Genomic DNA, 19012 nt, shown 5'->3' with positions numbered 1-19012 from the left:
GGGCCCCGCGTGAGGTGGACGGCCTGCAAGGCGTCATCGATTACTATAACCCGCGAACCAACTGGCTCTCGCGCTGTTTCACCATCGAATATGCGACCTGGTTTCGCATGTTTCTGCCGGGTCTGGCGCGGCTGGGCTTCGTGGTGCCTTTGGGTGGGACAACGCTGTTTTTCCGCCGCGACGCGCTCGAGAAACTTGGCGGTTGGGACGCCCATAACGTGACCGAAGACGCCGATCTGGGCGTACGTTTGGCACGCCATGGCTATCGCACCGAACTGATCCCCGCCGTCACCTATGAAGAGGCCAATTGCCGCACGATTCCGTGGGTCAAGCAGCGTTCACGTTGGCTCAAGGGCTATGCGATGACGTGGTCGGTGCATATGCGCAATCCGCTGCAGCTTTGGCGCGATCTTGGCACTAAGCGGTTCATCGGCGTGCAAATCCTGATCCTTGGCTCGCTGTCGCAATACATACTCGCCCCGGTTCTGTGGAGCTTCTGGATCACGTTGTTCGGGCTATGGCACCCGATCGCTTCGAACATGCCGGCAAGTTTGTTCTGGCCAATGATGGCGCTGTTCGTGCTCTCGGAGCTGCTCAATATCGCGGCTGGAATGTGGTCCGTGCGCCATGAAGACCATCGCCATCTCATCAAATGGGTGCCCTCGCTGCATCTGTATTTTCCACTGGGCGCGCTGGCAGGTTGGAAAGCGATCTATGAGGTCATCACGATGCCATTTTATTGGGACAAAACCCATCACGGCATCTTTGACACCGCGCATATCCAAAGCGAACAGCGCAGCGGCCCGACCCCAACAAGCCTGATCCCGGCCATCACCAAGGCCAGCGCCATCCTGACGCAGCCAGCCCCACGCACCCCGCGCGCGCCCTTGATCGACTGACGCTTGGTTACAGTGCTTCGGCCCAATGGCCAGCCGTGCCATGTCCCGCCGCGTCCAGCTTGAGACGGGTTTCAAAGGCAAGCGAGATATGGGCGCGAAGGGCTGCCGCCGCAGCCTCTTCGTCGCCCTCGCGGATCGCATCAATGATCGCCTGATGTTCATCAAGCGCCGCCGCGCCCCGCCCTTTCACCGCCAGCGAGGTGGTCGCCAAAAGCGCCATCGAGCGATGCACCAGATCGAGCTGCTGCACGAGATAGCGGTTATGCGACGCCAGATGGATCTGGTGATGAAAGCGCCGATTGGCCCGGCTCAGCGCCTCGGGGCTGTTCAACTGGCCGCGATCCTCATCAATCATGTTTTGGAGCACGCGCACCTCTTCGGGGGCAGCGTGTTTGGCCGCCAGTCGTGCCGCCAGCGCCTCTAGCTCGGCGCGCACAACGTAAAGCTCGGCGAGTTGATTGTGATCCAGCGATGCCACGATCAGCGAGCGGCCATCGCGCGCCAACATCTGCTGCGTCTCAAGGCGCTGCAATGCTTCGCGCACCGGCGTACGCGAGACACCGAATCGATCTGCCAATTCGGACTCAACCAAACGGTTGCCGGGCCGATAAATCCCCTCGTCGATCGCTTCGAGTATCAGAGTGTAGGCGTCTTTTTGCATCTGTCCTGCCTTGCATCTTGCGTCAGATTAGGCACGCGCGGGGGGGCATGACAAGCAGATTGCACCTGCGCGCGCCCCGGCCTAGCGTGCGCGCCATGAGCACACATGATTTCTCCCAAGTGACCGACTGGGTCTTTGACCTCGACAACACGCTATATCCGCCCTCGGCGCGCCTCTTTGATCAGATCGAAGTGAAGATGACCGATTTCGTGATGCGCGCATTGGGGGTTGATCGCGCCCATGCCGATCACCTGCGCGGCCATTACTGGCAGCTTTACGGCACCACGCTCGCCGGGCTGATGCATGAGCATGACGTCGATCCCGCGCCCTATCTGACCGAGGTACACGAGATTTCGCTGGATCATCTCACGCCAGACCCGGCGTTGCGCGCGGGTATTGCAGCACTTCCCGGTCGTCGGATCGTATTCACCAATGGCTCGGCCCCCTATGCGGACAGGGTTCTGGCGGCGCGCGGGCTGTCGGGGCTGTTTGACGGGATTTATGGTGTGGAACATGCCGAATTTCATCCCAAACCCTCGGCGCGCGCCTTTGATACCGTGTTTGCCAAAGCCGGAATCAGCCCCGTGACAGGCGCGATGTTCGAAGATGATCCGCGCAATCTACGCCACCCTCATGCGCTGGGAATGCGCACCGTGCATGTCGCGCCCGCGCCTGAACCGGCCGATCATATCCACCATCACACGGATGATTTGGCGGCCTTCCTGGCAGAGCTAATGCAGAAGTGACTGCGACTGTCTGAAACTGCGACATTATGGCACGCGCTGTGCCCTGTAAAAAATGTTCATCGCCCGTTAAATCCGAACGGGCTATCAGGGAGATAGCGAAGGGAGATTCGACAATGACCATGATGACCGCCGATTCCGGCGCAACGGCCTATGTTGCCGACACCCACGACCATGCCGATCCCAAAACGCAGATCGCGCCGCGCACGATGTATCTGATCGCCTTTCTTGTGGTCGCTTTGGCGGCAGGCTTGACCCTGACCATGGGCCTTGGTGGCCTGATCCTTTGGGCGGTTGGTGCCACTTGGATCATGCTGGCACTGCTCGTCGTGATGACGGCTGGCGGTTGACCAACCCATTTGGGCACTGCCTAGGCAGAAATGTCCCTATCCTATTGTAGGCACGGCCCGAACCAGCGTTCGCGGCCGTGTTTGTTATGACCTGATCCTGCGACAGTCTAGGTGATGGTCACGGGCGCGTAATTGTGGTACTATAATATGCATTCAAGACGTATGTTTGATGTATCATAGCCCTCGGAGGCCCCCATGAACGCAGCCATCACCCCGCAGTCCAACAAAGGCGCGCTGTCGCTTTATCTTCTCGCGGCGCTGATCGTGGCCGGGTTGGTTTTCGGCACGCTGCTGTTTGGCCTTTTGGGCACAACGGTCTGGATGATCGCGATGACCTTCGTGGTCTTCGTCGTGCTTGTCGGAATCTCATTCAGCTAAGCCAAACACACGAGGTCGCAGCAACGGCTGCCTGCGGGCGGCTTTCAGCGATTGCGAACGCGGCCCAATCAGGGCAAATTGGGTGCGCATCAGACGAGGGCACACCATGTCACAGGCAACCGACATTCAGCAAACCGATATCTTGATTTCCGGCGGCGGTGTCGCGGGTCTGGCGGCGGCTGCGGCCTTTGGCGCGGCGGGGTTTACCACGATCTGCGTCGATCCCACGCCCCCCGTCACCTCAGAGGGGGCAGAGGGCGCGGATATGCGCACCACGGCGTTTCTGCATCCCTCGCGCAAGCTGCTTGAGGCCGCTGGGCTTTGGTCTCGATTGGCCCCGCATGCCGCGCCGTTGCAAATCATGCGCATCATCGACGCAGGGGGCGAGAAATCCGAGGCGCGTCTGACGCGCGATTTCGATGCCTCCGATCTGTCCGATGAACCCTTCGGCTGGAACTTTCCGAATTGGCTGCTGCGCCGTGAATTGGTGACGCGGCTTGCGGAAATTCCGCAGGTTGATTTCCGCCCCGGCGTCGCCACGACCGGATTGCTGACACGCGAAAGCGGCGCCGAGGTGACGCTCTCGGATGGTAGTCATGTGCAGGCGAAACTGGTGGTTGCCGCCGACGGTCGCAACTCGTTCATCCGCGAAGCGGCGGGCATTCCCGTCAAGACCACGCGCTACGGTCAAAAGGCGCTGGCCTTTGCCGTCACCCACCCGATCCCGCATGGCAATGTCTCCACCGAAATTCACCGCACGGGCGGGCCCTTCACGCTGGTGCCACTGCCTGATCGCAACGGCGTGCCCTCATCGGCCATCGTCTGGATGGAGCGCGGGGCCGAAGCTGAACGTCTGGCCGCCTTGCCCGTCGCAGAGTTCGAGGCTGCGATGCTCGAACGCTCGACCGGTATCCTGGGGCCGCTGAAACTGGAAACACGCCGCTCGGTCTGGCCGATGATGACGCAGATTGCTCGCCGCTTCAGTGCCCAGCGCGTGGCCCTGATCGCCGAGGCCGCCCATGTCATCCCGCCGATCGGGGCGCAGGGGCTGAACATGAGCCTTGCCGATCTGGCGTATCTGCTTGATCTGTGTGACCGCGACCCCGCGCATCTGGGAGAACCCGCGATGCTGGAGGCCTATCACCGCCGTCGCTGGCCCGAGGTGAAAGCGCGCGAAATCGGGATTGATGCTCTCAACCGGGCTTCAATGGTGCAGGCCCGCCCGTTGCGTGATCTGCGCGCGGGCGTTCTGGGCGCGCTGTATTCGCTGGGCCCGGTGCGCAAATCCTTGATGCGCGCGGGGCTGGGGATCAGGTAGCGCCGGTCGTCGCAACCGCGCGCAGCCAAGGCCCACGCCAGAACCGGCGCATCATCAGCGCGCCTGCGCAGGCCAGCCCCAGCACCAGTCCAAGCCATAGCCCGACCCCGCCAAATCCCAGCGGAAAGGCCAGAACATAGCTAGCCGGAATACCGATCAGCCAATAGCTGAGCACAGCCATCCCCATCGGCACACGGGTGTCCTGCACGCCGCGCAACAGGCCCAGCGCCATCACCTGCATCAGATCGAACAACTGAAACACCGCCGCAACCATCAAAAATCGCACACAGATGCGGATAATCTGTGCGCTTGACGGATTGGCGCGATCCAGAAACAGCGCCGTCATCGGCGCGCCGAACGCAACAAACAGCACCACCGTTGCCAAGCCGAACCCCAGCGACAATCCGATCACCACCATCGCCCCGTCGCTCAGCAATCGCGGGTTACGCGCACCATGTGCCCGCCCCGCACGCACCGTCGCCGCGTTGGACAACCCAACATGAACCATGAACGCAATCGAGGTGATTTGCAGCGCGATGCCATGGGCCGCCAGCTCAACCGTGCCGATCCAGCCCATCATCAGCGCCGAGGCCTGAAACATCGAGCCTTCCGCCACCGAGGTCAGCCCCACCGGCAGGCCCATTTTCAGCACCAGCCAGAACGCCTCCCAATCGGGGCGCCAAAATCGCGCGAACAGCGCGATATGGGTCAGACCGGGGGCGCGCGCGGCATAGATCGCCTGCGCCACAAGGCTGAGGCAGGTGACGGTGAGCGAGGCAATCGCCGCACCGCGCACGCCCAGTTCCGGCAGGCCGAAATTGCCGAAAATCAGCAACCAATTCAGCAAGATATTGACCCCAACCCCAGCCAGCGTGATCCAAAGCAAGACCTGCGTGCGCTCTTGAGCGGACAGATATGAGCGCAACACCATCATCGCCAGCGCAGGTGCCAGCGCAAAGCCGAGAATGCGCAGATAGTCCTGTGCGAGACTGGCAATCTGGGGCTCTTGGCCCAGCGCCTGCAGGATCGGCCCCGAATACCACGTCACCGGCAGCACCGAGATGCCATATAGGATCGACAGCCATATCCCCATCCGCGTGTCGCGCCGCGCCTGCACCTCGTCGTCCGCGCCAAGGCTGGCCGAGACCCGGCCCATCACCGCCAGCGCAATGCCATTGCCCAGCATGAAAAGCGAAAAGAAAAAGGACGAGCCAAGAACCAGCGCCGCCAGCGACTCGATCCCATACCAGCCCACCATCACCGTATCGGTCACATTGAGCAGCATCTGCGCAAGGTTGGAGCCAATCAGCGGCAAGCCAAGCCCAAGGATCGCGCGCAAATGGCGCGTAATTGGCATCGGGCTTGCAGAGATTGGGGCTTGGACACGCATCCCGGTTCGCTAGACGCGCGCGCCGGATCGGTCAAGGGCAGCTCAGTCTTCTTCGATCACCTTCTTGCCGGTGATCATGGGGGTGACAAGGTTCTCCCCCTTCCAACGGCGGTAAAACAGGATCGCCGCGATATGCATGCCGACCACGATCAGCAGCAAGGTCGAAAGGATATGGTGCAGCTTCACCGATAGATCGCTGATGTCGCTGGGCACATATTGCGCCAAGGGGCCGACATTGATGTAATCCTTGGGGTCCGACATCATCCCGGTCGCGACTTGCGCGATCAGCAGCGCCAGCATCAGAAAAACCGACCAGCCCCCCATCGGGTTGTGGCCGATCCAATGCGAGGGGTCGCGTGAGGGCAGATGGCGCAAATAGGCCACCACCTTGCCCGGCCCGAACAAGAAGCTTGTGAAGCGCGCATTGCGCGTGCCCACAAACCCCCAGATCAGACGCACCCCCACCAATCCTGCAATCACGTAGCCAAAATAGAAATGCCACGTCATCTGGTTCGGCCCCCATTCCCCCAAGCCCCAGGCGCCAGCAAATGCCAGCACCAAAAGCCAGTGGAAAGAGCGAACAACCGGGTCCCAGACTTTGATCACACGGGTCTTGGGGGAGGTGGTGTCACGCATGTGCTCTGGTCCTGCTTACTTCGCGCGGAAGTTGTCGTGGCAGCCTTTGCAAGAACCGCCCAGTTGGCCGACCGCAACTTGCAGCGTCTCAAGGCTGCCCGCAGCTTCAGGCATGGCGGCGGCCGCTTCGTGCATCGCTGTGGCTTTGGCCATGAAATCATCGCCCTTTTCCCAGATCGCGGGAAGTGCGCGGGTCGCGTCACCCAGATCATCGGTCGAGGTGCCCGGCACGAACAGCGGCGAGACATCAACCTTGGCAAGCGCTGCGAGGTTGTCAGCAGCGACTTTGGCTTTGGCGGCATCGAAATCCATTTTGCCCTGCGCCATCGGCGCCAGCACCGCCATTTGCGCACCAAGCAAATCAAAATAGCCCTGACGGGCCTTCACCGCATCTTCGGGTGATTGTGCCGCAACCATACCGGCGGGCAGAACGAAACAAAGGGCAAGGAGGGTCTTACGCATCTTAGTCTCCAAATACTGAAAATTCAGACTGTTCTCATTTCACATGTTACACGAACACGTGAAACGCCCAAGACATAACATTTGTGCATAAAAGCACATGCGACGTGCTGACGCCGGCGCAAACTCTTTGATTTTACGCGACTTTCCGCCCAATCGACAAATTTCCGGCCATCGCGCAACGGATTCGCAGCGCGTGACCGTATTAACAAGTTGCTTGCCCCCCTGAATCGGATCAAGCGGGTTTGCGCGCCACAAAATCGACCAGTGCGGCACGGCCAGAATGGCCCTCCCCCTCGTCAAGATCGCCATCGTAATCGGCCTGATGCAACAGCTCCCATCCCGGAAACGCGGCGCGCAATAGGTCCAGATCATACAGTTGCTCAACCACGCCGGGCCCACCGCTGCCGTAGCTAGGCTGGCGTTTGGCAAACCCGTGGATCAAGACGATTCCGCCCGGCTTGAGTGCGCGCGCGATGCCATCGAAGATCTCGGCACGAAACGCTGGGTCTGCAAACTGAATGAAACAGGCAAGCACCGCGTCATACTCGGCTTCGGGCCAGTCATAGCCGCGTAAATCCGCGTCGATGAACGTCAGAGTGACCCCGCGCTCTTGCGCCAGATGAAGCGCCTTGGCCCGTGCATTCGAGGCCTGCTCAAGCGCGGTCATCACCACACCTTGCTCGGCCAGAAACACCGAATTGCGCCCCTCTCCTTCGGCAATCGATAGCATCTTGGCGCCCGGCGCGATGCGCCACGCCTGCGCCGCCACGAAAGCAGCGGGCGCCTTGCCGTACACATAATCCTCACCTGCGAAGCGTGCGTTCCAGCTCATCATGTTCTCCTGCTTGCGACCTCAAGACATGGGCCGCAATTCGGGCGCGGCAACCCGTGCACGGGACGCATAGACGTGATTAGCCCGCAGGTTTAGCCCGCTTGCGCTGATCGGGATGCAGCGAAGTGCCAAAAATATGATCGGCAGATTGAACCACATGACTGGCATGGCCAACGATCAGCGGGTCAGGCCCCGACGCGACTTCGTAGTCTTTATCGGGATAATCGAGCGTTGACAGGAAATGACGCATGCAGTTGAGCCGCGCCCGTTTCTTGTCGTTCGATTTCACGATGGTCCACGGCGCATCGGCGGTGTCGGTGTAAAAGAACATCGCTTCTTTCGCCTCGGTGTAATCGTCCCATTTTCCAAGGCTCGCAAGGTCGATTGGCGAAAGCTTCCAGCGCTTCAGCGGGTCGGTTTCGCGTGATTTGAAACGGGCGCGCTGTTCGTTCTGCGTCACCGAGAACCAATATTTGTAAAGCCGTATCCCCGAGCGCACAAACATCCGCTCCAGTTCCGGGGTCTGGCGCATGAACTCAAGATATTCCGAGGGCGAGCAAAAGCCCATCACCCGCTCCACGCCCGCGCGATTATACCAACTGCGATCATAAAACGTCATCTCTCCGGCCGTCGGAAGATGGCTGATATAGCGCTGAAAATACCATTGCCCGCGCTCTTCTTCGGTCGGCTTATTCAGGGCCACCACACGGGCAAAGCGCGGATTGAGATGTTCGGTAAAGCGTTTGATCGTGCCGCCCTTGCCCGCAGCGTCGCGGCCTTCGAACAGGATCACGAATTTCTGGCCCGTCTCAAGCGCCCATTTCTGAACCTTCAGCAACTCGGCCTGAATCTGCGCTTTCTCGCGCTCGTATTGGGCGCGGCGCATCCGACTCCGATAGGGGTATCTTCCCGTCTCAAAAGCCAGCCGAACGGCATTCGGATCAACGCGCGGAAAGCTTTGCGGACCTTGTGTCGCCGCGTCTCCCGGCGCAATCGCAGGATGCGGATCGCTGGGGTCAGCAGGTTTTTCGACCACCACTTGCGCCGTCGATTGCGACTCCGCCTTGGCTTGGGTCTTTTGCTCTGTTGAACCGATTACCGTTTTATTCATCACACATATCCCTACTGATCAAAACCGTTTCTAGCCTAGAACAAAGCCGCGTGATCTGCCTTGATACGAGTCAAGAAGGCGCTGAGGGGGCTTTTCATTCGCCCAGAAAAACCGCCATATCGCCTGATAGCGGAGGGTCAGATGCTTACAGTTTACGGAAACTACCATTCTCGCGCGAGCCGCACACTTTGGCTGCTCGAAGAGACCAAGCTGCCCTTCAAGCTCAAGCGCGTGGTGCAAGCCAACCGTTTCAAGGATCCGCTGGCCCCTGATGCCGCGCTCAACACCCGCTCCCCCGAGTTTCGCCGCCTCTCTCCGATGGGCGCGATCCCGGTACTGGAAGACGATGGGCTGATCTTGTCGGAATCGCTGGCGATCAACCTGCATCTGGCGCGCAAGGCAGGCGGCCCGTTGGCCCCCGCCAATGAACGCGAACTTGCCCTGATGGAGCAATGGGCCCTGTTCGCTGCCACTTGGATTGAGGCAGATTCGCTTGCGCTGAGCTTTGTGTATCGGCGCAAAGAGCAAGACACCGACGCTGGTGCGCGTGAAATTGCAAATCTGACCGCCAAGCTTGCGCGTCCGCTGGAGGCGCTAGAGGCCCATCTCGCAGATCACAGCCACATGGTTGGCGGGCGTTTCACCGTTGCCGATATCAATACGGCCGAGATTCTGCGCTACGGAACCGATCACGCAGCGTTCCTCGACGCCTACCCGCGCCTCGCTCAATGGCTCAAGCTGTGCCACGCCCGCGCAGGGTTTCGCGCGATGTGGGCGCAGTTTCAAGCCGAGCCGGTTTGAACGCGAATCGAACCGGTCTCGCGGGGCGATTCGCGACCTGACCGCGTCTTGACCATAGGCATTGCCCAGCCATTGGGCATTTGCTCATGCCAAACCTAACTTTTTAGTCAGGTTCTCCGGAACCGTCAGTCAGGATTTCCGCAACCCGCTCGGATTCCGCTTGGTGAACGTGCTTCCCTTACGTCAGTGTGAGGGAGTGAAAAGATGCAGAGTTCGGTGATGTTGGGCCTTCTGGCATATGGGATTTGCCTGCTTGCGGTACTTGGGGTGATTGCAAGCGAGCGTCTCATGCGTCCAGTGTCTGGCAGGCGCGTTGCCCTGCATGGGCCGTTTATCTTCCTCGGCACCATGGTCTTTGCCGCTGCCGCGGCAGCTTGGGTTCTTGCGTTGCGCCATGTCTCCTTGGCGCAAGATACGGCTTCTGCATCGCTTTTCACGATGTTGGCGCTTGTGACGATTGGTGTGCTTTTGTTCGGCGGGCAACCTGCCGTGCGAGAGGTGCTCGGAATAGCCATGGCTGTGGGGTCGATGCTGCTAATGACGAGTATCACCTAAGCGTCTTTGATCCGCGGGTGTGGGGCCTGCGGTGAGAAAGGGGCGGAGGGGTGTTCTTGCCCCCCCGCCCCTACCTGCTGTATCTGTGGTGTAACAAACCACAAGAGGATGCGAGCATGGCCGACGATCTCCTGACGCCCAAAACCGATAGCTACGACGCCTCTTCGATTGAGGTACTCGAAGGACTGGAGCCAGTCCGCAAACGCCCCGGCATGTATATCGGCGGCACGGATGAGCGCGCGCTACACCATCTTGTGGCCGAGGTTCTTGATAACTCGATGGATGAGGCGGTTGCCGGCCATGCCACGCGCATCGAGGTCGAATTGCTGGCCGATTATTCCGTTGTCGTGCGCGACAATGGCCGTGGCATCCCGATTGATCCCCACCCGAAATTCCCCGGCAAATCCGCGCTTGAGGTGATCTTGTGCACGCTACATGCGGGCGGGAAATTCTCGGGCGATGCCTATGAAACCTCGGGCGGTTTGCATGGCGTTGGGGCCTCGGTTGTGAACGCGCTGTCAGATGTGATGATCGTGCAAGTTGCCAAAAACAAAGAGCTTTACGAGCAACGCTTTTCGCGCGGCATCCCCGAAGGCCCGGTGCAAAAGATCGGCGCCGCCCCCAACCGGCGCGGCACCACCACCACCTTCCATGCGGATGCGCAAATCTTTGGTCATCACCGCTTCAAGCCCGCGCGCATGATGAAAATGGTGCGCTCCAAGGCCTATCTGTTCTCGGGCGTTGAAATTCGCTGGAAGACCGAAATCGACGATGGTGAAACCCCCGCCGAGGCCGTGTTCCATTTCCCGGGTGGCTTGTCGGATTACCTGACCGAGACCCTCGGCGGCGCCAGCACCTATGCCGATCGCCCCTTCGCCGGAAAGGTGAAGTTTCAGGAAAAATTCGGCGTGCCCGGACAAGTCGAATGGGCGATCAACTGGACGCCGTCGCGCGATGGCTTCATCCAATCTTACTGTAATACCGTGCCCACGCCCGAGGGCGGCACCCACGAAGCCGGGTTCTGGGCGGCGATTCTCAAGGGGATTCGCGCCTATGGCGAGTTGGTGAACAATAAAAAAGCCAGCCAGATCACGCGCGAAGACCTGATCACAGGCGGCTGCGCGCTGGTCAGCTGTTTCATCCGCGAACCGGAATTCGTCGGCCAAACCAAAGACCGGCTGGCTACGGTTGAGGCTCACCGTCTTGTCGAAGGTGCGGTGCGCGACCACTTCGACAACTGGCTGGCCTCGGACACGAAATCCGCCGGTGCGATTCTTGATTTCCTTGTGCTGCGCTCGGAAGAGCGGCTGAAACGCCGTCAGGAAAAGGAAACGCAACGCAAAACCGCCACCAAAAAGCTGCGCCTGCCCGGCAAGCTGGTCGATTGTTCGGCCACCAACCGCGCGAATACCGAGCTGTTCATCGTCGAGGGCGACTCGGCAGGTGGATCGGCCAAGATGGCACGCGACCGCAAGAATCAGGCACTGCTGCCGCTGCGCGGCAAGATCCTGAACGTGCTGGGCGCGGCGAGTTCGAAACTTGGCTCCAACCAAGAGATCAGCGACCTGACGCAGGCTTTGGGTGTCGGGCTGGGAACGCGGTTCAACATCGACGATCTGCGCTATGACAAGATCATCATCATGACCGACGCGGATGTTGACGGCGCGCATATCGCGGCCCTGCTGATGACGTTTTTCTTCACCCAGATGCGCCCGATGATTGATCAGGGCCACCTCTATCTAGCCTGCCCACCGCTCTATCGTCTGACCCAAGGGGCGAAACGGCTGTATGTCTCGGATGACGCAGAAAAAGATGAGATGATGGCTAAAGGTCTGGGCGGCAAAGGGAAAATTGACGTGCAGCGGTTTAAAGGGCTTGGCGAGATGGATGCCAAAGACCTGAAAGACACCACAATGAACCCCGAAACCCGCAAGCTAATCCGCGTCACCCTGCATGATGACATGCCCGGCGAGACCGACGATCTTGTCGAACGCCTGATGGGCAAGAAACCCGAGCTGCGTTTCCAGTATATTTCCGAGAACGCGCAGTTCGTGGAGGAGCTGGATGTTTGAACATAAATCTAGAAACGATCCTCGGAAGTAAGCTGCATACAGCTGTAGAGGTCACCGGTCTCCTTATTCCTGCGAACTCTTTGGGGGAGCATCTTAGGCGTTTTGCAGAACCTGCACTTTTTCACACAAACGGCTTCGAACCCTTCGACGTTTCGAAAGCAGGTTCACTTACGAGAGTGCGTGTAGGAGATCGCTACTTCGCTATCACCACTGATCATCAACTCAGAATTAATCGTTACGACTTCAACCAATTATGCATTCACAACTCCTCGACTTCGAGATTCGCGACCTCTCACTCTGCGATTTTTCAGAACAATAGAGAGCAGGGAACAGACCTTGATGCGGTCGTGTTCGAATTTACTGATACGGTGCGATCAAGGAGCCTTCCATCACACTCATGGTACAGGCTCGACCAAGAACTCTCCATCGAAAGATTGCCCGAGCCTCAGATCATCTTTGCTATAGGATACCCGGGTCACATAAATACGATCGATTTCGACGTTTCGAGCTATGAAGCAGCTCCCTATGGCGTGGGAGGAGAGCAATCCACTCCTTACCTTCCCAACAGGCTGGCATTTCGCCCGCAACCATCGCTGGAATTCGATCCAGTCGGTATGAGTGGAGGGCCAGTATTTGGCGTTCAACTACTCGATCTGAAGCCAAAAGTTTTTTTTGCAGGGATTATTACGAATGCGACACGCAGTCTTTTTCATTTCCTGAGTCGGCAGCAAATCGCAAAACTCATTGTGAAAGCCATGGATTAAAGGTTCCGCCCGGGCGACCAGCTCGGGCAGCGCCCGACCCTCCCCCCGGGAGGGCGCTTTTGTACCGCTTCACATCGCACGGCCGCCCAACGGAATTGAGAAATAAAGCAACTTGAACCACTGTTGCGAAGCGCCCACCCAGGATCGGGCGCAGCCCTTATTGCCAAGAACCGAACGCGCACCTAAAGCCGCCTCCTCCCTTCCCGCGCGCTAGATGCATCGCTAATGTGACCAGATGCCCTGCTACCTCGCCTACGGCTCCAACCTGCTCACCTCACGACTCGCCGCCCGTTGCCCCTCGGCGCGCGTGATCGGGACGACGCGGGTTCCCGGGCACAGCCTCGATTTCTCGAAACGCGGGCGCGATGGGTCGGGCAAGGCGACGATCACGCCGGGCAGAGGGGGCGCCGTGGGGGTGCTCTATGATATCGCGCCCACCGATATTCCTGCGCTGGACGACGCCGAAGGGGCGGGCAAGCATTACGAGAAAATTGAACTCACACTAAGCGCTGGCCCCCGCGCCTTCACGTATCGCGCGCTGATCCGCGCCGACGGCCTTGCGCCTTTCGCATGGTATCTTGCACTGATCCGGGCGGGGCGGCGCGAACATGGGCTGGCACTGGACGATCTTGCCCACATCGCCCCCCTGCCCGATCCACAAGCCGACCGCCCGGCCTTCCAGACAGCACGCGATGCTCTGATGCGAGCGGGATATGCAGATTGGCGCACCGCTCTCTGATCTGTCGGGGCCTGTTCAACGCTTTTGGCATGCTATATTGAGATCGACGACAGGAAATTGCCCGCACTCACCCGGGCGCGACAGAAACGGAAAAATCCATGGCCTATTATCGTTCCCGCAAATCCACCCATGGGCGCAATATGGCAGGCGCGCGGGGCCTGTGGCGCGCCACAGGCATGACCGACGACGATTTCGGCAAGCCGATCATCGCCGTTGTGAACTCGTTCACGCAATTCGTGCCCGGTCACGTCCACCTCAAAGATCTGGGCCAGATGGTCGCCCGCGAAATTGAAAACGCGGGCGGGGTTGCCAAGGAATTCAACACCATCGCGGTCGATGACGGCATCGCGATGGGCCATGACGGGATGCTTTATTCGCTGCCCTCGCGCGAGATCATCGCGGATTCGGTTGAATATATGGTTAATGCGCATTGTGCCGATGCGATGGTGTGCATTTCCAATTGCGACAAGATCACCCCTGGCATGATGATGGCGGCGATGCGCCTGAACATTCCAGTGATCTTCGTCTCCGGTGGGCCGATGGAGGCGGGCAAGGTCACGATTGACGATCTCGAGCGCGCCGTAGATCTGGTCGATGCGATGGTGATCGCGGCGGACGACAAATACACCGATGCGCAAGTTGCCGAGATGGAGGCCAATGCCTGCCCAACCTGCGGGTCTTGCTCGGGGATGTTCACGGCCAACTCGATGAACTGTCTGGCCGAGGCGCTGGGTCTGGCGCTGCCGGGCAATGGCTCGATGCTGGCGACCCATGCCGATCGCAAGGAGCTGTTCCTTGAGGCCGGCCGCAAGATCGTCGAGATTACGCGTCGTCACTATGAGTTGGAAGACAAGGGCCTGCTGCCGCGCGAGATCGCCACCTTCGAGGCCTTTGAGAACGCGATGAGCCTCGATATCGCGATGGGCGGGTCCACCAATACCGTGTTGCACCTGCTGGCGATCGCCCATGAAGGTGAGGTTGATTTCACGATGGACGATATCGACCGGCTGTCGCGCAAGGTTCCCGTCTTGTGCAAGGTCGCGCCTGCCAAGCAAGATGTTCACATGGAAGACGTTCACCGCGCCGGTGGCATCATGGGCATTCTGGGCGAGATGAACCGCGCAGGCCTGATCCACGAAAACACGCGCACTGTCCATTCCGAGACGATGGGCGAAGCATTGGCGAAATGGGATGTCGTGAGCGCCAATGACGATGCGGTCGATGCGTTTTATCGCGCAGCGCCCGGCGGCGTGCGCACAACACAGGCCTTCTCGACGCAAAATCGCTACAAGGAAACGGATCGTGATCGCAAAGCGGGCGTGATCCGTTCGGCCGAACATGCGTTTTCCAAAGATGGCGGCTTGGCCGTTCTGTCGGGCAATATCGCGACCCAGGGCTGCATCGTGAAAACCGCAGGTGTAGATGACTCGATCCTGAAATTCTCAGGCCCAGCCAAGGTCTACGAAAGCCAAGACGATGCAGTTTCGGCCATTCTGACGGGCAAAGTTGTTGAGGGCGACGTAGTCGTCATCCGCTATGAGGGGCCACGTGGCGGGCCGGGCATGCAAGAGATGCTCTATCCGACCTCTTATTTGAAATCCAAAGGGTTGGGGGCAAAATGCGCGCTGTTGACGGATGGGCGGTTCTCGGGAGGCACCTCGGGTCTGTCCATTGGCCATGTCAGTCCCGAGGCCGAAGAGGGCGGGCTGATTGGGCTGGTGGAAAGCGGCGATACGATCGAGATCGATATTCCTGGTCGTACGATTCATCTGGCCGTCGATGAGGCGACGCTGGCTGCGCGCCGCGCGGCCAAAGGGCCGCTGCCTTGGAAACCTGCGGCGCCGCGCAAGCGCGCTGTTTCGACTGCGCTCAAGGCCTACGCGTTGCTGGCCAGTTCTGCAGCCAAGGGCGGCGTGCGTATCCTGCCTGAGTGAACTCTATGCCTTAAAAGTTAACGACCGCGCCCTTCGGGGCCGGCCGTTCCATCTCCTCTCAGGAGATGGAACGGCTCACGTTTCGTCTGTTTGTTCAAAAAGCATACGTTTTTCCAAGAAAGTTTTCCTCCGGAACAAACGCAACTCCCTCGGCTGCGTTCGCGCGGAAATGCGTCCATACAACGATACGAAATATCCGCACTTAAATACTATTTCTTCGAAGGTTGGCGCCCCTTTGGAAGCACCCCGGCGTCATCCCTAGCAGACCGATACGGGGTTTTGGCTGCGCAAAAGTCACGACGGTTCGATCTGGTCAACGTGCCTCTCTAGCTTGCCAGCGCCTGTGGATCCAAATTTGTTTGCGCCACATTCGCCAGCTTTCCGGTCGTAAATTGCCCCACGGTTTCAGTCAGTTCTGTTGTTGATTCCAACAGCTTGGCGCTTGCCGCCGAAGTCTCTTCGAACATCGCAGCATTTTGCTGGGTGACCTGATCGAGTTGGTTCACGGCGGTATTGATCTCTCGCAGCCCCTGACTTTGTTCGGTTGTCCCTTGCGCCATTTCCTGCACCTTACCCGAAATGCTATTGACCGCATCCATGATCGAATGGAGCACCTCCCCAGCCTTGCTAACCAAGCCGACGCCCTGGCCAATCTGCGCGCTAGAGCGATCAATCAAGTCATTGATCTCGCGGGCGGCATCCGAAGAGCGCTGCGCCAATGCACGCACCTCAGAAGCGACAACGGCAAAGCCGCGCCCTGCCTCGCCCGCGCGGGCGGCCTCGACACCTGCGTTCAACGCAAGAAGATTGGTCTGGAACGCGATCTCATCGATGACGCCGGAAATGCGCGAAATCTGTTGCGAACTGTCGGCGATTTCATCCATTGCGTTGACCGCCTCACGCACCACGCCTTCGCTAGAATGGGCGTTGCTTTGCGCCTCAACCACCATTGCACTGGCTTGCTTGGCCCCATCGGCCGCCGATTGCACTGAGGCGGTAAGTTGATCAAGAGCAGCGGCAGTTTGCTCAAGCGTAGCGGCCTGCGTTTCGGTACGCTTGGCGAGAGAGCCCGCAGCGGTACTGATTTCCTGCGTTTCGCCGCGAATCGAGATTGCATTGGCAATGATGTCACCCACCGCCGCATTCAGCTTGCCTGATGCAGCGTTGAAGTCAGAGCGCAATTCTTCATAGCTTTCGCCAAATTGCACGTCGATGCGCGTTGTCAGATCCCCCTCTGAGAGCTGGCCAAGGGCCCGTCTCAATTCTTCGACGACGAGGGATTGCTCACGGCTTGAACGCGCACGCTCATTCCTCGCCTTATCCAAAGAAGCCCGGCTTTCGGTGACGTCATTTCCGATTAACACAAGCCCCGAAAGTTTACCGAAAGGATCAATCATCGGGCTGAGGCTGGCATCGGCGAGCAATGTTCCCTCATCATGCTGAATGTGGAACACGCCCGTCACTGTCTCGCCCGAAGCAATCAAATCGGTGAAGCTGCGGTCAGGCTGACCGTAGGGCGGCTCGTATTTCACCACCTCTTCGATATCCCGCCCCAAGAAATGACGAAGTTCCATCCCGGTCAAATTGCACATCATTTGATTGACGAATACCAATTTAGCATCGGGCGAAATTTCCAGTCGAATTTGTCCTGTGTCCAGCGCCTTGAAGATTGAGGCCTCACGCAGGGTCCGAGTTTGGTTTTTCCACTCAACCACGAAGCCGACATGTTCTCCGTCTTCATCATTCGCCGACGAGACCGCCAAGGAGAAATAGCTGTTCCCCAGCTTCAAATAGGTCTGAAATGGAAGATTTGCAGGGTTCGCAAGCCGCGCGCGTGCCTTTTCCGGCAGCACATGGAACTGATCCATATTCATACCGATGAAATTTTCGCCGTCCAAACCCTTTTGAACGGTGTCGAAATCGACCGCGCGTTCACGCACAAGATCGCTCATCGCTTGGTTGACATAGAGAATGTTGAAGTCTTCATCGACCATCATCAATGCAGAAGAGTTATCAGAGAAGGCGGCACTCTTGAACGCTGCTTCACGTGCCATAGCGTCGGCTGCTTTCATCTTATCGCGGAATATCTCGAGAGTTTTGGAGATTTTGCCGATTTCATCGCCGCGCGCACTTGCCGGGAATGCGACATCATAGTGCTTTTCCGAGATCGAAAGCATTGCCGTGCCAACACGCGACAGAGGCAACGCGATTGAACGCGACATCAGCACTGCAATCAGCGCTGCAATTGCCGCGATCACACCGCCAATGATCATGATTTGATTGCGCATTGTCCGAACGGGTGCAAGCACCTCGGCCAGATCTTCCTTGACGATCAACGCTGATCGCATGCCGTAGATGTCGATGGGCTGATAATGCATCAAGCTTAGATTTCCAAACCGATCCGTCGCTTCGAGAAACCCGGTCTTGCCTGACAGGGCGGCTTTCACAGCCGGATTATCGACCTTTGTGACAAGGATATCTTGCGTCTTCGATTTAGCGCTATCTGTGTGCATCAGCCCATCGTACCCGGCCAGATAGGCATCACCACTTAAACCCAGATCAGAAAAGTCGTTCACCGCAGCATTGAGCCCGTCGATCGGAATTTGATAGGCCAGCACACCAACACGTTTGCCAGCATCATCCATAACCGGCCGCGCCATGAACGCAGCTGGCGCACCGTGACTGGCCGCATAGGCTTGAAAATCATCAAAAGCGACTTGATCGCCCTTGGTCGCCAGCGCCTCGCGAAATACCTTGGCAAGGCCTGTATCCTTATAAGCGCCCGTCAAAAGATTGGTCGCGTAGTCCAATTCTTTGAACACGGTGTAGATGACGTCACCCTCAGTGTTGATGAGGTAAATGTCGTAATAGCCCTTGTCGTTCTGCGCGGCATCGAGGGCGCGGTGAAACCGTGCATGCAAGTGATCATAGGCGGTTTCATCCCCCGCGCTTACAAGATCATCTTTTTTGCCCAGCGGGTTGGGATTGTCCTCGACATAGAGCTTTTGCAAATCGCGCAGCGGTTCATCATATTGCTTGAACGCCGCTGAAAACCCGGTAATCGCCTCGGCCATAAGCGGGTTTTTCGATTGCGCATGCAGGTCGTGATCTACCACTTCAAGCACCGCTTCCAGTGCCCCTTCGCGCGCATTTGAGATCGCCGAAAAGCGTAAATGTGCCTCTTCGATAATTGTGGCAGAGGAACTGCGATAAGCCGCCATGGCGGTGGCCGCAATCGCGCCAATCGTAAGCAATACGATAATCACCGGCAGTTTCAGCGTGATGCGAATATTGTTGATCGGGTTCGACACAGGAATGGTCCTCGCACGTAGAGACAAGACAGGATGTCTCACCTTTACGCGCGAAT

Annotated in this window: 18 protein-coding genes; 11 read left to right on the top strand and 7 right to left on the bottom strand. The window is 58.7% G+C overall.

Annotation, left to right across the window (positions count from 1 at the left end):
- The coding region (locus QZ571_RS07335) for a glycosyltransferase family 2 protein (protein WP_295533064.1) at positions 1 to 899 on the top strand (899 nt) is incomplete at its 5' end.
- A 7-nt stretch (positions 900 to 906) separates the two neighbouring features.
- Here QZ571_RS07335 and QZ571_RS07330 read toward each other — a convergent pair.
- A complete protein-coding gene (locus QZ571_RS07330; protein WP_295533063.1) occupies positions 907 to 1560 on the bottom strand; it encodes a GntR family transcriptional regulator in 654 nt (217 codons plus the stop codon).
- Between the two features lie 95 nt (positions 1561 to 1655).
- On the opposite strand from QZ571_RS07330, the gene QZ571_RS07325 reads away from it, so the two are divergent.
- The 4 genes from QZ571_RS07325 (at position 1656) to QZ571_RS07310 (ending at position 4349) form a co-directional block, all read left to right on the top strand.
- Positions 1656 to 2306, top strand: a complete 651-nt coding sequence (locus tag QZ571_RS07325; protein WP_295533062.1) for a pyrimidine 5'-nucleotidase — start codon at positions 1656 to 1658, stop codon at positions 2304 to 2306.
- 113 nt (positions 2307 to 2419) lie between these two features.
- Positions 2420 to 2653: a hypothetical protein gene (locus QZ571_RS07320; protein ID WP_295533061.1), complete on the top strand. Its 234-nt coding sequence runs from the start codon at positions 2420 to 2422 to the stop codon at positions 2651 to 2653.
- A 195-nt stretch (positions 2654 to 2848) separates the two neighbouring features.
- Positions 2849 to 3031: a hypothetical protein gene (locus tag QZ571_RS07315; protein ID WP_295533060.1), complete on the top strand. Its 183-nt coding sequence runs from the start codon at positions 2849 to 2851 to the stop codon at positions 3029 to 3031.
- Between the two features lie 106 nt (positions 3032 to 3137).
- Positions 3138 to 4349, top strand: a complete 1212-nt coding sequence (locus QZ571_RS07310) for a UbiH/UbiF family hydroxylase (RefSeq protein ID WP_295533059.1) — start codon at positions 3138 to 3140, stop codon at positions 4347 to 4349.
- Here QZ571_RS07310 and QZ571_RS07305 read toward each other — a convergent pair.
- From QZ571_RS07305 to ppk2, 5 genes are all read right to left on the bottom strand, one after another.
- Positions 4342 to 5706 (bottom strand): MATE family efflux transporter, encoded by a 1365-nt coding sequence (locus QZ571_RS07305; protein WP_295533058.1) that lies wholly within the window; start codon positions 5704 to 5706, stop codon positions 4342 to 4344. The two genes, QZ571_RS07310 and QZ571_RS07305, sit on opposite strands and share 8 nt — an antisense overlap.
- Before the next feature lie 75 nt (positions 5707 to 5781).
- Positions 5782 to 6375: a cytochrome b/b6 domain-containing protein gene (locus tag QZ571_RS07300; RefSeq protein ID WP_295533057.1), complete on the bottom strand. Its 594-nt coding sequence runs from the start codon at positions 6373 to 6375 to the stop codon at positions 5782 to 5784.
- 15 nt (positions 6376 to 6390) lie between these two features.
- Positions 6391 to 6837, bottom strand: a complete 447-nt coding sequence (locus QZ571_RS07295; protein ID WP_295533056.1) for a cytochrome c — start codon at positions 6835 to 6837, stop codon at positions 6391 to 6393.
- A gap of 232 nt (positions 6838 to 7069) precedes the next feature.
- Positions 7070 to 7669, bottom strand: a complete 600-nt coding sequence (locus QZ571_RS07290; RefSeq protein ID WP_295533055.1) for a cyclopropane-fatty-acyl-phospholipid synthase family protein — start codon at positions 7667 to 7669, stop codon at positions 7070 to 7072.
- A 79-nt stretch (positions 7670 to 7748) separates the two neighbouring features.
- Positions 7749 to 8780: a polyphosphate kinase 2 gene (ppk2, locus tag QZ571_RS07285; RefSeq protein WP_295533054.1), complete on the bottom strand. Its 1032-nt coding sequence runs from the start codon at positions 8778 to 8780 to the stop codon at positions 7749 to 7751.
- Positions 8781 to 8921: 141 nt separating this feature from the next.
- Here ppk2 and QZ571_RS07280 point away from each other — a divergent pair, with 141 nt between their 5' ends.
- The 6 genes from QZ571_RS07280 to ilvD all read left to right on the top strand — a co-directional run bounded on the left by QZ571_RS07280 (position 8922) and on the right by ilvD (position 15645).
- A complete protein-coding gene (locus QZ571_RS07280) occupies positions 8922 to 9581 on the top strand; it encodes a glutathione S-transferase family protein (RefSeq protein ID WP_295533053.1) in 660 nt (219 codons plus the stop codon).
- A gap of 204 nt (positions 9582 to 9785) precedes the next feature.
- Positions 9786 to 10136 carry a hypothetical protein gene (locus QZ571_RS07275; protein ID WP_295533052.1) on the top strand — a complete coding sequence of 117 codons (351 nt, stop codon included), beginning with the start codon at positions 9786 to 9788 and terminating at the stop codon, positions 10134 to 10136.
- 116 nt (positions 10137 to 10252) lie between these two features.
- Entirely contained in the window at positions 10253 to 12208 is a 1956-nt protein-coding gene (gene parE, locus QZ571_RS07270) for a DNA topoisomerase IV subunit B (protein ID WP_295533051.1), read from the top strand.
- Positions 12205 to 12972 (top strand): hypothetical protein, encoded by a 768-nt coding sequence (locus QZ571_RS07265; RefSeq protein WP_295533050.1) that lies wholly within the window; start codon positions 12205 to 12207, stop codon positions 12970 to 12972. Before parE ends, QZ571_RS07265 begins: the two co-directional genes overlap by 4 nt.
- 235 nt (positions 12973 to 13207) lie before the next feature.
- Entirely contained in the window at positions 13208 to 13711 is a 504-nt protein-coding gene (locus QZ571_RS07260) for a gamma-glutamylcyclotransferase family protein (protein ID WP_295533049.1), read from the top strand.
- A gap of 98 nt (positions 13712 to 13809) precedes the next feature.
- Positions 13810 to 15645: a dihydroxy-acid dehydratase gene (gene ilvD / locus QZ571_RS07255; protein WP_295533048.1), complete on the top strand. Its 1836-nt coding sequence runs from the start codon at positions 13810 to 13812 to the stop codon at positions 15643 to 15645.
- A gap of 326 nt (positions 15646 to 15971) precedes the next feature.
- Here ilvD and QZ571_RS07250 read toward each other — a convergent pair whose 3' ends face one another.
- Entirely contained in the window at positions 15972 to 18956 is a 2985-nt protein-coding gene (locus tag QZ571_RS07250) for a methyl-accepting chemotaxis protein (protein ID WP_295533047.1), read from the bottom strand.
- Positions 18957 to 19012 lie beyond the last annotated feature (56 nt).

This window comes from uncultured Thioclava sp. (assembly GCF_913064665.1).
In the GTDB taxonomy this organism is placed as follows: Bacteria; Pseudomonadota; Alphaproteobacteria; order Rhodobacterales; family Rhodobacteraceae; genus Thioclava; species Thioclava arctica.
Note: the sequence above shows the minus strand (reverse complement) of the source record. Positions and strands in the feature narration are given on the sequence as shown.

Bases quoted from the DNA above. Each gene is read 5' to 3' on its own strand.
- QZ571_RS07275 (WP_295533052.1), top strand. From the start codon at position 9,786: ATGCAGAGTTCGGTGATGTTGGGCCTTCTGGCATATGGGATTTGCCTG.
- QZ571_RS07305 (WP_295533058.1), bottom strand. From the start codon at position 5,706: ATGCCAATTACGCGCCATTTGCGCGCGATCCTTGGGCTTGGCTTGCCG.
- QZ571_RS07330 (WP_295533063.1), bottom strand. From the start codon at position 1,560: ATGCAAAAAGACGCCTACACTCTGATACTCGAAGCGATCGACGAGGGG.
- ppk2 (WP_295533054.1), bottom strand. From the start codon at position 8,780: ATGAATAAAACGGTAATCGGTTCAACAGAGCAAAAGACCCAAGCCAAG.
- QZ571_RS07280 (WP_295533053.1), top strand. From the start codon at position 8,922: ATGCTTACAGTTTACGGAAACTACCATTCTCGCGCGAGCCGCACACTT.
- QZ571_RS07320 (WP_295533061.1), top strand. From the start codon at position 2,420: ATGACCATGATGACCGCCGATTCCGGCGCAACGGCCTATGTTGCCGAC.
- QZ571_RS07315 (WP_295533060.1), top strand. From the start codon at position 2,849: ATGAACGCAGCCATCACCCCGCAGTCCAACAAAGGCGCGCTGTCGCTT.
- QZ571_RS07290 (WP_295533055.1), bottom strand. From the start codon at position 7,669: ATGAGCTGGAACGCACGCTTCGCAGGTGAGGATTATGTGTACGGCAAG.
- QZ571_RS07310 (WP_295533059.1), top strand. From the start codon at position 3,138: ATGTCACAGGCAACCGACATTCAGCAAACCGATATCTTGATTTCCGGC.
- QZ571_RS07260 (WP_295533049.1), top strand. From the start codon at position 13,208: ATGCCCTGCTACCTCGCCTACGGCTCCAACCTGCTCACCTCACGACTC.
- ilvD (WP_295533048.1), top strand. From the start codon at position 13,810: ATGGCCTATTATCGTTCCCGCAAATCCACCCATGGGCGCAATATGGCA.
- QZ571_RS07295 (WP_295533056.1), bottom strand. From the start codon at position 6,837: ATGCGTAAGACCCTCCTTGCCCTTTGTTTCGTTCTGCCCGCCGGTATG.
- parE (WP_295533051.1), top strand. From the start codon at position 10,253: ATGGCCGACGATCTCCTGACGCCCAAAACCGATAGCTACGACGCCTCT.
- QZ571_RS07325 (WP_295533062.1), top strand. From the start codon at position 1,656: ATGAGCACACATGATTTCTCCCAAGTGACCGACTGGGTCTTTGACCTC.
- QZ571_RS07300 (WP_295533057.1), bottom strand. From the start codon at position 6,375: ATGCGTGACACCACCTCCCCCAAGACCCGTGTGATCAAAGTCTGGGAC.